Below are 12,980 nucleotides of genomic sequence, written 5' to 3' on the forward strand. Positions count from 1 at the left end.
AGGACATCTTCCCCTATGCTCCACAAAGGGTAAAGATGCCCGTTACCAGCGCATGACAAATGATCGCCGCCGAACTCTTTAACACCTCCCTATCTCCCGTAGGTAAAGCAGTGCTGTCAAAACAGGCAGGTCTCCTGGCTCCAGAATCCACGCTGCTCCTGCGCCTTCCCGGTCGTATGCGACCAGTGGACGATTAGCAGAAGCGCTCCTCTGTTACAGTGGCGGGACCGCGCCGGCATTGCACCGGACTTCCCTTTTAAGCTCAAGGCGATACACGCTCTCAAGCACCTGTTTCCACTTTATAAAATTGTTGGTGTGATGATATTAAGTCGTATCATACCTTATAAGCATCTCATTTAGCAATAGATTCGGAGGAAATTCCGACTATATTTCTTGGGAATGGTTGTGCGCATAGAGCGCGGGGCCTGGACATATTTTGATACAAGCACTTATGTCTTGCTGCATCATTCTAAGACCGGGAGGAAATGATGAACACCATTTTGATGGGATGCTTGGCTACCTCGATTTGCACTGCCCTGGGCGCGCTGCCCGCGCTGATGTTCAACAAGGTCACGCACCGCGGAAGGGATATTCTGCTCGCCTTTACCGCCGGCATTATGGTTGCGGCCTCGACTTATGGGCTGATCCCGTCGGCGCTCAAGCTGTCCAACCTGTGGATTCTGACGATCGGCACACTGCTGGGAACCGTCGTTCTGACCCTGCTGGAGCTGCTCGTTCCCCATCAGGATCTGGAGCATTCACCGCAGGATGCGGCGGGCAGCGGACAGACAAGCTCGCTCTTGTTCCTGTCTGCCATGGCCCTGCATAATTTGCCCGAAGGCTTATCCGTCGGCGTCAGTTATGGCAGCAGCCATCAGGATCTGGGAACGATCGTCGCGCTCAGCATCGGTCTGCAAAACATTCCCGAAGGCTTCCTGACCGCCTTGTTCCTCATTACGCATGGTTTGCGAAGGCGGACAGCCCTGCTCCTGGCCACGCTTACCGGCGTGCTTGAGCTGGCTGCCTGCTGGATTGGACTGCAGTTTACCGAAAGCTTCACGTATATCGTGCCTTACGGTCTTTCCTTTGCCGCCGGCGCCATGCTGTTCGTCGTCTATAAGGAGCTGATTCCCGAGAGCCATGGGGACGGCAACGAGCGGGTGTCCACCTTTTCATTCATCTTCGGCCTGCTGACCATGATCGCGCTGACGCATCTGCTCAGATGAATCTCGGCCTGAGCTGCGGCCTGAATGTCTTTACGGCAAGACGAAGCGAAAGAGAAATGTTGTAGATTATTCCAAATTTATTGCCCTAGGAAAACTTTTTGTTGCTAAGGAAATTCTTTTGTGTTAGGTTAATATCATAAATTCAGAGTCGCGATGATCCTATTTTTTTACCCTAAAAGTTGTCCTAAGGCAAAATAATTTCCTTGAAGAAAGAAGGTTGTTGAACATGAACATGTCCGCGCAAAGCGCACAAGATCCGCAGCCGGAATCCGGCTGGCGTTCCGAACGCCACAGCCCAAGCCTGCCGGAAGTGCACAAATCGATGAAGGTTCCGACGAAAGGCAGCTTCTTCCGTAAGCTGCTGGCCTTTACCGGTCCGGGCTATCTCGTAGCCGTGGGCTACATGGATCCGGGGAACTGGGCCACGGATTTGGCGGGCGGAGCCATGTTCGGCTACACGCTGCTGTCCGTTATCCTGATATCCAACCTGATGGCCATCGTGCTTCAATCCCTGTCCGCACGCCTCGGCATCGCGACAGGGCGGGATTTGGCCCAGGCCTGCCGCGACAACTACAGTAAGCCTGTCAATTTCGGCTTATGGATTCTCTGCGAGCTGGCCATCGCGGCCTGCGATCTGGCAGAGATCATCGGCTCGGCGATCGCACTGCAGCTGCTGTTCGGAATGCCGCTCATTTACGGCGTACTGCTGACGGCGCTTGATGTCATGCTGGTGCTCTTCCTGCAAAATAAGGGCTTCCGCTATATCGAGGCCATTGTCATCTCGCTGATGGCGGTTATCATGCTATGTTTCGTTGCCGAAATGGTCCTTTCCAGCCCTCAGCTGAGCGGCGTCATGTCCGGCTTTGTTCCAAAGGCCGAGATTATCAAGAATCCGGAAATGCTCTATATCGCCCTCGGCATTCTCGGCGCTACCGTCATGCCGCATAATCTGTATCTGCACTCTTCCATCGTGCAGACACGCAACTATGAGGATACAGTTCAAGGTAAAAAATCGGCCATCCGCTTCGCGACCATCGACTCGACCGTTGCCTTGATGCTGGCTTTGTTCGTTAACGCAGCCATTCTCATTCTCTCCGCAGCCACCTTCCATACATCAGGACATACGGATGTCGCGGAAATCCAGGATGCATACCAGCTGCTCACGCCGCTGCTGGGTACGGGCATCGCGAGCGTGCTGTTCGCCGTCGCCCTGCTCGCTTCCGGTCAGAACTCCACGTTAACCGGCACGCTGGCCGGTCAGATCGTCATGGAGGGCTTCCTGAACATCCGCCTCAAACCATGGATACGGAGATTGATCACCCGTGCCATCGCCATCATTCCAGCCGTGCTGGTCATTGGCATCGCCGGCGAACAGGCCACCGGAAGCCTGCTCATTCTAAGCCAGGTCATCCTGTCCCTGCAGCTGTCCTTCGCCGTAATCCCGCTCGTCATGTTTACGGGGGACAAGAAAAAGATGGGTCACCATGTCGCGCCGAGATGGCTGCGGATTCTCGCCTGGTTCATCGCCATCGTCATTGCCGTGCTGAATATTTACCTGCTGTACGGAACCTTTGCATTGTAGATATTCCATACAAGATAAAGCTAAAAGCTGTACACGGTTGCTCGAACCGACGTACAGCTTTTCGTCATGGTCATATCCCTAGGCGGCGGCAGCCTGCTCCCCGCTTCGGCTGAACCGTTTCAGCCTGACCACAATCAGAACGAATGCGAGCAGCGCGAACAGCATACCGCTCCAGATCAGCTGGTGCATACCGAGATTCGAGATGAACCAGCCCCCTAGCGAGGATCCCAGCGTAATGCCGAGATTTGAAAAGGAAACGAAGAGGCTGTTGCCGAATTCCGGGGCTTCCTTCACCTCCGTCATCAGCCAGGTTTGGCTGACAATCAGACCGCCCGAATGAACCATGCCCCACAAAACCACGACAAGGATCATTGGCACAAAAGAGGTTCCCAGCGCGTACACCAGCACGTAAATCACGAGATACAGCAGCGGAAACGCAATGACCGTCTGCCGCATGTTCTTTTGCAGCGAGCCTCCGAAGAGGAAATTGCCGATGATCATGACGACGCCGAACGCCAGCAGCATCACGCTGATCCAGGAACCGTTCATGCGGGTGACCTGGCCCAAATACTCCGCGAAGTAGCTGTATACCGAGAACATCGCCGCGAATATGCAGCATACGGCCGCGATGTTCAGCCATACCGCCGGCTTGCGCAGAATGCCAAGCTGCTTCCCGTAGGACATTTTCTCCCGAACCGGCATCGAGGGCAGCAGGAGCAGGATTCCCGCAAAAGCAACCGCATTGACTGCCGCCGCGAACAGAAACGCCGCCTCAAGCGAAATCGTCTCGGCCAGGTAGGAAGTCAGCGGAACGCCAAAGGCGAAGCCGACCGTAATGCCTGCAAAAACCTTCGTTACCGCCTGCCCGCTTTTCTCTGCCGGAACGAGCTGTGCAGCCGTAACCAGTGCAATCGAGAAAAATACCGGATGAAAGACGGCAGGCAGGATCCGGAAGAGGAATAACACCTCAAAGCGGCCGGTCAGTGCGTAGAAAACATTGGAAACGGCGAACATCAGCACCGATATGCTCAGAATAGCCTTCCGGTTCATTCCTGAAGCCAACAGCGTGACGAACGGTCCCGATAGGGCTACCACTAGCGCGAATATACTTACCAATAGCCCCGCCTGCGCGGTTGAGATGTGGAACTTCTGCGTCACTTGCGGCAGTACGCCTACAATCCCCATCTCGGTCGTAATGATGCCGAATACGCCTAAAGCCAAAACCATGATTAGCAGCGGACTGCCCTTTCTCATCTTTACTCTCTCCAATCTGAACCAGATCATTATCACATATCTGTATATTTAGATTTGTTTGAACGGCAGGATCCCTCTCTTCTTTCTGTTCCATAAACCGTTCCCACCTTGTCCCCTTCGTTCGTCATTATATATCTAACTATCTAGATATGTAAATATATAAGCACAAAAAAAGGAGTATCCTCCTTTTTTCGTCCATTACAATTCAGTCCGAATATATTCCGCAAATGCTTGAATCATTGGTTCATTCCGCCTGTAGAAGGTCCATTTGCCCACCCGTTCGGCTTCCAGCAGCCCGGCCTTCTGCATCATGAGTAGATAGCTGGAGATAACGGACTGCGCCAGGCCGGCCTGATTCTGGATATCGCTCACGCAGGCACCGATCTTCAGCGTAAGACCCTGTTCAAGATAAGGCGTCTCATCGAAGTAGTCCTCGGGATGTTTCAGCCAGAACAGGATTTGCCGGCGTGTCTCATTGGATAATGCTTTTAAGATTAAGGACGGTTCCATATGCTATTCGATCCTTTTCTCGTCAAATTTATGAATGGCCGCGCGAGGGGATTCTATATCCATTCTGGCCGCAGCTTCTGCTGCAGCTCTCCTTCGCTGACGCTTTGAATAATCTGTTTCAAATCCGAACGCATCATATTCAAATGGTCGGGACCCACGATCCCTCCCCAACGGTTTTCGATGGTCGCTACGATCTTTTCCTTGGCCTTGATCAGCCCCCAGCCGCGCTCGGTCAGCACAACCAGCTTGCCTCTTCCGTCCGAAGGATGGGGCTTTCGAACGACGTATCCCTTGTCCTCCAGATAATCGAGCATCTGGCTTACCGCCTGCTTGGAAATACCCAAGAGATCAACCAGCGTCTTGGCCGTGGCTCCGTCAGGAATCAGCCCCTGGAACAAAAAGCTGTGCATCGGCCGGACATCCCCGAATCCCAGCTCATTCAGCCGCTGATGAAGCTCCTGATTGAAAGCGCTGAAGGCGAGCGAAAACAATGATGCCAAATCGTCTTGATGTCGACGGGGTGTTTTAGGCATAATAGGACAACTCCTTGCTCTGATTAAAAGTTAAAAATTGGTCAGTTTAATTGACTTCTAAATTTATTATACCGTTCGGGGTCCCGCAGAATCAAATTCTTTTGGGTTTAGAAAGCGCAACATCCTAGGATCTGGAAGCGTCTATGAATATCATGTGAAATAATCGAAAAGCAACGGTTTTTTACTTCCAATCCGTTCCATGTGCGGTTCAAAATAACAGGAGGAAATGAATGATGATCAAAAAAGGACACGGCTTCTCCGTCTTGCTGTATGCCTCGCTGCTGCTCGTTTCCGGCTGCTCCGTTCGCGGTTTTGAATCTTCCGGCGCAGACAGCAAGGTACTCACCTTGAACGAACGGCAGCAGGTCGCAAGCAAGCTCGATCCGGCTTTTATTCAGGCACAAAACAAGCTGGGCCTTCAGCTTCACGGGGAACTGGCGCAATCTGCTTCAAAGGGACATAATATCGTCCTTTCTCCTTACAGCATTTTCACGGCTTTGACGATGGCCTACAGCGGCGGCAGCGGAACGACAAAACAGGAAATGGCCCGCACGCTCGGGATTGAGACGCTGAGCGAGGAACAGGTGAACGCCGCCGGTCGTACGCTGCAGACGCTTCTGGAGGATGCGGATTCAGGCGTGCAGCTGAGTACCGCCAATTCCATTTGGTTCTCGAACGGGTTCAAGATGAGGCAAGATTTTATTCAGACGGCGCAAGACAGCTTCGGCGCTGAAGTGAAGGCCGCCGACTTCCGGCAGCGCAAAACGCTAAAGGACATAAATAGGTGGGTCGACAAGCATACGAACGGTAAAATCCCATCCATTCTTGATCAGTCGCCCGATGCTGCGACCAGGGCCTTGCTGCTCAATGCCGTGTATTATAACGGCGCATGGCAGCGGCCTTTCGATCCGAAGGATACGCGGGAAGGGACCTTTACAAAGGCCGACGGCACGGAGCAAAGTGCCCCAATGATGTCGCAGAGCGGCCGATTCGAATATAAGCAAACGGAAGCCGCGCAGGCTATTCGCCTGCCTTATGGCGATGGACGGCTGAGCATGCTGATCGTGCTCCCGCGCCATGGACGATCGCTGGAAGAGCTGATGGAGCAGATCCGCCGGGACCCTTCGCCTTGGCAGGAGAGATACGAATCTACACCCGGGGATCTGAGGCTCCCCCGATTCAAGACGCAGTACTCCGAACAATTGGGGCCCTCCCTGCAAAACTTGGGCATGAAGCAGGCTTTTCAGCCGGCCAAAGCGGATTTTTCAGGCATGTCCGATTCGAAGCCGCTGTTCATCTCCGCCGTTTTTCATAAAACCATGCTGGATGTCAGCGAGAAAGGGACGGAAGCGGCAGCCGTCACGGGCGTCGGCATGGCTGGCTCGTCCGAGCCTTCGCCGCAGGAACGGTTTGAAATGTCTGTGGATCATCCCTTCTTCTTCAGCATTGAGGACAGCCAAACCGGACTGTGGCTGTTCCTGGGAACAATTGAAGGCCTGTAATCCCATGCAAAAAACTCCAATATCCGGCGTTCCTTCGCTCGCCTCGTATTGGAGTTTTTCGTTTTCTATTTTATGAACTGAACGATTGATCCCGTAAACGGTTCATCGGTTTAACCTTCATCCTCCTGCAGCCGGACACCCTCCGGAAGCACCGCCAGCACCCGCTGCCGGACGACGGGGTTCGTGCGCATTTCCTCGCCCAGAATGACCGCGACACCGCGATCATCGCGCGAGCGGATCAGCCGGCCGATGCCCTGCCTGAAACGCAGCAGCATGTAAGGCAGGTCGACTTCCTCGAACGGATCCGCAGCCGCATTCCGCTTGGCGATGAATACCGGGTCATGCGGAGGAAACGGCAGCGACCAGATGATGACATTCGACAGCGACGGACCCGGTACATCCAGGCCCTCCCACAGGCTGACCGCGCAAAGCACGCTTTCTTCCTCGCGCTGAAACGCTGAGATCAGATGGCTGATTTCTCCATCGCCTTCGAAATAAAATGACATGCTTGCCAGCTCCGGCTCGGCAGCTGCCTTGCGCTTGAACAGGCGAAGCTCCTCCCGGGATTTGAACAGAATGAGGGCTCGTCCACCCGTTTGCTGCAGCATCCGCACAGCCTGCTTCATCTTGCCGTCGAAACCTTCTTCCAGATTCCACGCCGGAGCGAGCGCCTCCATCTGCTCTTCATACTCGTATGGCGAGGCCACCGAGAAGGACAGGAAGTCGCTAATTCCAAGGCTGTCCGCTACATAGCGGAAAGATCCGTCCACAGATAGGGTTGCCGACGAGAAGACGATCGGCATCTTGACCCCGAATACATGCTCCTCCAGCACTTCCTTCACGCTTTTCGGCATAATGGAGAGCGTTAGCCCTTCAGGGCTTTCCGTAACCCAGCAGATCAGGGCTTCCGAACGCTCGAACAGCATGAGCGCCTTCTGCATCATTTCCAAATGCTCCTCCACGATCCGCAGCTGATAATCGTCGAGCGTGTACAGCTCGCTTTCGAACACCAGCTCCTCCTCGATCGCCGTCAGAAGTCCCCGGAACTGATGCACCTCCCGCAGCAGCTCATCGTTCAGCAGAATTTCTTTCCGGTCCGAGCCTGGAATCAGGCGGCTGAAGCGGCCAAAAGCATCAAACATGGCCTCGCTCTGCACGATCGCGTCATCCACCAGCACGGCAAGCGACTCGCGGATCTCGTTCTGCAGCAGCCGCGTGATCAGTTCTTCGAAGACGACATGCTTCATCTTGTAGCCCAGCGCTTTCATGGCGGCGGACTCCAGCAGATGCCCTTCGTCGAATACGACGGAGGAATGCTCGGGCAGGAGAGGCAGCTGGCCTTCCCGCTTGCGTCCGTCATACGTCCAGACATGCTCCAGATAATAGTCATGCGAGCAGATGATCAAATCCGTAGAGCGCCGGTAATGGTCCCGGGACAGCGTCTGTCCGCAGCGGTGGCGGCGGTCGCAGGTGAAGCAGTCCTGGAAGGAATCCCAGTTGATCTGCTGCCACTGCTCGTCGCTCAGCTGCGGGTAATCCCGCCGGTCACCGTAGGCATGGAAAGACTGCATCGGTGCATGGGAATACACGAAATCCGGCAGGCCGGCGGCGATGTCTTCCCACAGCATCTCTTCATCGCCCTTCATGCGGGCATGGTCCAGTTTTCGCAGACATACGTATTGGTCCGGCGATTTCCCGAGGCGCGCATCGATCATCAGATCCAAATGGCGTGCCAGCTTCGCAATGTCGCCTTCCGGCTTCACCAACTGCTCGATCAGTGACTCGTCAGCACAGGCAATAACGGCCGGTTTGCGCGTATATCGCGCATAGCAGACGGCATACAGAAGGTATACCAGCGTTTTGCCCGTACCTACGCCCGCTTCCGCGAATATCGTCTTTTTCTCGGCAAAGGCCTTTTCCAGTTGAAATGCCATATATATCTGCTCGTCGCGAACTTCAAAGCCCGCTTCTGGCAGTAAATCGTAAAATACATCCGCCACCCATTCACCCGCTTGCTGAATAAAAGGCCGTGCAGGATCATACGTAAAAGGGTACCGTTCCACGTTTCAATTACCTCCAGCTTTCACCTAAAAATCTTGTTCCCTCCACAAGTCCGTGAAGACGAACATCCCATTATCACACGCCCCACGCGGAATTACAATGGTTTATATTGAAATAACCCTACAAAGGGGGATTGCTCCGGGGTCTATTCAGGTACTTTGCGAGGAACCCCGAAACTGTACAAATTCAATCATACTGAAAAAGGCCGCGGTTTCCCGCGGCCTTCTGCCTGATGCGTTCTATAGTTTCGGCTTCACCGGCTCGTTCTCGTATAAACGCGAACGTACTTTGAACCACTCATAAATGTGGGAAACCACGACCTTCAGCACTGCATATCCCGGAACCGCCAGCAGGATGCCGACGATGCCGAACAGGTTGCCGGCCGTCAGAATGACGAAAATAATCGTGATCGGATGAATTTTGAGCGTCTTGCCCATGACCTGCGGGGAAATGAATTTGCCTTCAATCAGCTGCACGACGGTCCAGACGATGACCATCTTCAGAAGCATGATCGGCGAGGTCACGAGAGCCACAATCAGAGCCGGCGTAATCGCAATGGCCGGTCCCAGGTACGGAACGACGCTGGTGAACGCGGCGATAACCGCCAAGATCAGCGAGTACTTGAGGCCGATGATAATATAGCCGACGAACAGCAGCACCCCGATACAGAAGCTGACGATGATTTGTCCGCGGATGTAGGAGCTGATCTGATGATTCATCTCGCTCATCACCCGGTTCGTTTCTCCGCGCAGCTTCGTTGGCACGAAGCCCTGGATAAAGCCGGGAAGCTTCTTGCCGTCCTTCAGAAGATAGAACAGGATGAACGGAACGGTCACGATCGCCAGCACCACTTCGATCAGGTTGCCGACGAAGCCGCCGATCCCCGTCCACGTTTTGTTCAGGAAGGTCGTGGCCCGCTGGGAAATCGTCTTGATGACCTCCTGCGGGTCAAAGTTAATGGATTCCTGGAATTGGTTGATCATTTTGCTGCCCATCAGATGCTCGAACTGAATTCTGGCCATCTCGCTGTATTCTGGAAAATTGCTCACCAAATCCATAATCTGTTCCCGGATCACCGGAATGACAAGCGTAAGCAGTACTGCAATAATGCCGATAATGAGAACATACAGCATCAAAATGGACTGAATCCGTCCCACCTTATGCCTTTCCAGGAAATCCACGATCGGATTCAGCAGATAGTACACGACCCCCGTGAGGATGATTGGCAACACGACTGTTTTCAACAGCACGATGACCGGATGAAAAATAAATGAGATTTTGCTGAGAACCATGATGTTGAGGCCAATCAAGAGCAGAACCAGCAAAAACAATACAAAACGGTTGTTCAGAAAAAACCGTTTGAAGCGGCTCGCCCAATTCACGGAAGAATTGTCCATCTTTTATTCCTCGTTTCGTCTTTTCTTGATCACTTCGAGCTTGCAGAAACGGTTGTGGTCCCTTTCCAGAAGAATGAACGTTACGCCGTCTTCCACGTAGGCTTCCTTCTCCTGCATTTCATTGTTCTGACTGTACAGCCAGCCGCCGATCGTGTCCCACTCCCGCGTATCGATATCAAGGTTAAAGTAATCATTGATTTCCGTCACGGACACCATGCCATCGACCACCAGGTGATTGTGGGCGACTTCCTGGATTTCTTCCTCTTCGTCGGAATCGAATTCATCGCGGATTTCGCCCACGATTTCCTCGATAATATCCTCGATCGTCACAAGACCCGAGGTCCCGCCGTATTCGTCAATCAACAGCGCCATATGCGTGCCTTCTTTTTGCATCCGCTGCAGAAGCACATTCACGGGCGTTACTTCCGAAACCGCCATGATCGGATGGATCAGGGTGGACACGTCGACATGCGGATCATCCTCGTAAGCGAGGAAAAACTGCTTCGTGTTGATGATGCCGATGACGTTGTCCTTGCTTCCGTCAATGAGCGGAAAACGGGTATACTGCTGCTTTTTGATGATATCCACGTTTTCTTCCCGCGGCTTGTTTTTATCGAGACAGATCATATCGGTGCGCGGAACCATGATCTCCTTGGCTAGCATATTGTCAAACGCAAAGATCCGGCTGACATACCCGAATTCATTGTCGTTAATTTTTCCGCTTTCGTGGCTTTCGCTTAAAATGATCTGCAGCTCTTCTTCGGAGTGGGCTTCTTCATGCTCCGATGCCGGCTTGATGCCGAACAACTTGACCAGCTGATTCGCAGAACCGTTAAGCAGCCAGATAAAAGGGTACATGATTTTATTGAACCAGATGATCGGAGGCGAGAACCAGAGGGCGATGGTTTCCGCTTTGCGGATCGCCACGGTTTTCGGCGCGAGTTCGCCGATCACGACATGCAGATACGTAATCACGACGAAGGCGATGATCAGAGACAAAGCCGAGCTCAGACCTTCGGAAAAGTTCCATTTTTCAAACAAGGGATGAAGAATTTTCTCCACCGTCGGTTCCCCGAGGAAACCCAAAATAAGGGATGTAATCGTAATACCGAGCTGGCAGGCGGACAAGTATCCGTCCAGATTCTCAAGAACTTTCTTAATTGCGCCGGCACCCTTGCGGCCTTCGGCAATCATCTGATCGACCCGGCTGGCACGGACGCGGATGACCGCAAACTCTACCGCCACGAAAAAGGCCGATAATCCGATTAAAAGTGCGACGAACACCAAATTTAAAATATACCTGTCACTTTCCATTGAAACATCTTCTCCTTCGGATAATATAATGAAATGGTTCATTTTATATACTAACATGCTTATACGGTGTTTTAGCGACTTAGGTTTCAACCCGGGGGAAATAAATTGTTTGTAAAAGAGGTCAGCATGCTATACATATTCAATAACCCCCTGCTGCTCTTCCGTAAACCGGATGCGGACCACGCAGTTTCTTCCCCGCCGCTTCGCCTCATACAAGGCCTGATCGCACCACTTATAAAGCTTATTCACCCCAGGCTCCATCCATCTGTCCAGCGTAATGATGCCCATACTGATCGTGAAGCTCACCGGAATTGCCGGAACGCGCATATGCTCCACCGCCAGGCGCAGCCGTTCCGCCGCCTCGCCCGATTGCTCCTCATTCGTGCCCGGCAGCAGAATGGCGAATTCATCGCCGCCGAATCTTCCAAACAGGTCCCCGTCATTCAGCTTTTCCTTAATCAGCCCGGACATACCCGCCAGCACGCGGTCACCTGCGATATGTCCGTATGTATCGTTGATGTTTTTGTAATGGTCGATATCAAACAAGATAAAGGAGACGGCAGACCTGCTTCGGGACAGCGAAGTCAGCAGTCCTTCGGCCTGTTCGATAAAGGTTCTCCGGTTCAGCGTACCGGTCAGGTCATCCCATGTCGCCATCCGGATCAACCGCTCGTCCGCCTGTTCCTTATACAGCAGGATGAACCCCGTATTTTCCAAAATCATAATCAGGTACAAGGAGAGAAAGGAAAGGGCCTGATACAGGCTCGGCGTAAAAAAGCCCATGGACTGCTCCGTAAAAAGCGACATTGCCGCACGTCCGAATAATCCGATGACCACGATACCGTACAGATAGCCCATCAGCCGCTTAAGCATGGAGGAATAGCTGCCCGTGATCATCCGGTATACCGGGTACACCAGAAACATGCCCGTGCACAAGGAGGCGAACGCGATTCTCGTATTTTCCGAAACGCCGAGCAGTACCAACGCGTTGAATCCCACGATGCTGAATATGGTGAACATGATGTATCTCCGCTTTACCCTTCGGTTATAGGCATGCATGACCATGGAAAGGGCAACCGTTTCCACCGCGCTGCCAGCGAACAGAAACGAATTCACGATGCCGAGGGAGATATATTCCGGAATGCCCCCGCGGAAAATCACCAGCCCCCAACCCGCGACCTCAAGACATTTGGAGACGTAGAACGTGTTGATGAGCTTGTCCTTTTTATGTCCATACCGGTAGGCACTGATCAATATCACGGTGAAAAGATGCCCAAGCACGACTGAGATAAACGCTGTTTTCATATCCAATGATAAAATCATGCTTCCCTAACCACCAGTTTCTTGGATTCATACGCGCACCGTATAACTTTTATACGTCAGAGATGATTATACCAGATTACAAAAAATTACAGATTGAAATTCAAAAAAAATGTCGAACTTTTTCGAATTTTTAGTGTTACTCCCTTAACGGGCGTTAACGTAAATAACAAATATGGAATGAATAGATACTTTTTTTGCTGTCAGGTGCAACATCGGATATGGTTATTTGTGAGGAGGTTGGACTATGAAAAGAGCAGCCCGCCGATTCACACGGAGGC

10 protein-coding genes and 1 riboswitch are annotated in these 12,980 nt (G+C 52.7%); of the genes, 3 read left to right on the top strand and 7 right to left on the bottom strand.

The window, feature by feature from the left end; translation table 11 throughout:
- Positions 1-107: 107 nt before the first annotated feature.
- Positions 108-307, bottom strand: a riboswitch (cobalamin riboswitch).
- 181 nt (positions 308-488) lie between these two features.
- A complete protein-coding gene (locus tag ACTHPM_RS25795; protein ID WP_440397983.1) occupies positions 489-1,226 on the top strand; it encodes a ZIP family metal transporter in 738 nt (245 codons plus the stop codon).
- 232 nt (positions 1,227-1,458) lie between these two features.
- Positions 1,459-2,808: an Nramp family divalent metal transporter gene (locus tag ACTHPM_RS25800; protein ID WP_440398075.1), complete on the top strand. Its 1,350-nt coding sequence runs from the start codon at positions 1,459-1,461 to the stop codon at positions 2,806-2,808.
- 78 nt (positions 2,809-2,886) lie between these two features.
- On the opposite strand, the gene ACTHPM_RS25805 is transcribed toward ACTHPM_RS25800, so the two are convergent.
- The 3 genes from ACTHPM_RS25805 to ACTHPM_RS25815 form a co-directional block, all read right to left on the bottom strand.
- Positions 2,887-4,062 (bottom strand): MFS transporter, encoded by a 1,176-nt coding sequence (locus ACTHPM_RS25805; protein ID WP_440397982.1) that lies wholly within the window; start codon positions 4,060-4,062, stop codon positions 2,887-2,889.
- A 198-nt stretch (positions 4,063-4,260) separates the two neighbouring features.
- Positions 4,261-4,572: an ArsR/SmtB family transcription factor gene (locus ACTHPM_RS25810; protein ID WP_440397981.1), complete on the bottom strand. Its 312-nt coding sequence runs from the start codon at positions 4,570-4,572 to the stop codon at positions 4,261-4,263.
- A gap of 53 nt (positions 4,573-4,625) precedes the next feature.
- Positions 4,626-5,105 (bottom strand): MarR family winged helix-turn-helix transcriptional regulator, encoded by a 480-nt coding sequence (locus ACTHPM_RS25815; RefSeq protein WP_440397980.1) that lies wholly within the window; start codon positions 5,103-5,105, stop codon positions 4,626-4,628.
- Positions 5,106-5,338: 233 nt separating this feature from the next.
- Here ACTHPM_RS25815 and ACTHPM_RS25820 point away from each other — a divergent pair, with 233 nt between their 5' ends.
- Positions 5,339-6,607: a serpin family protein gene (locus ACTHPM_RS25820; RefSeq protein ID WP_440397979.1), complete on the top strand. Its 1,269-nt coding sequence runs from the start codon at positions 5,339-5,341 to the stop codon at positions 6,605-6,607.
- 110 nt (positions 6,608-6,717) lie between these two features.
- On the opposite strand, the gene ACTHPM_RS25825 is transcribed toward ACTHPM_RS25820, so the two are convergent.
- The 4 genes from ACTHPM_RS25825 to ACTHPM_RS25840 form a co-directional block, all read right to left on the bottom strand.
- On the bottom strand, positions 6,718-8,670 hold the full coding sequence (locus tag ACTHPM_RS25825) for an ATP-dependent DNA helicase (protein WP_440397978.1): 1,953 nt from the start codon (positions 8,668-8,670) through the stop codon (positions 6,718-6,720).
- A 237-nt stretch (positions 8,671-8,907) separates the two neighbouring features.
- Positions 8,908-10,065, bottom strand: a complete 1,158-nt coding sequence (locus tag ACTHPM_RS25830; RefSeq protein WP_440397977.1) for an AI-2E family transporter — start codon at positions 10,063-10,065, stop codon at positions 8,908-8,910.
- 3 nt (positions 10,066-10,068) lie between these two features.
- Positions 10,069-11,379, bottom strand: coding sequence for a hemolysin family protein (locus ACTHPM_RS25835; protein ID WP_440397976.1), 1,311 nt, complete (start codon positions 11,377-11,379; stop codon positions 10,069-10,071).
- 129 nt (positions 11,380-11,508) lie between these two features.
- Positions 11,509-12,702, bottom strand: coding sequence for a GGDEF domain-containing protein (locus ACTHPM_RS25840; protein ID WP_440421729.1), 1,194 nt, complete (start codon positions 12,700-12,702; stop codon positions 11,509-11,511).
- Positions 12,703-12,980 lie beyond the last annotated feature (278 nt).

The organism is Paenibacillus sp. SAFN-054 (assembly GCF_051966755.1).
Classification (GTDB): domain Bacteria; phylum Bacillota; class Bacilli; order Paenibacillales; family Paenibacillaceae; genus Paenibacillus_AQ.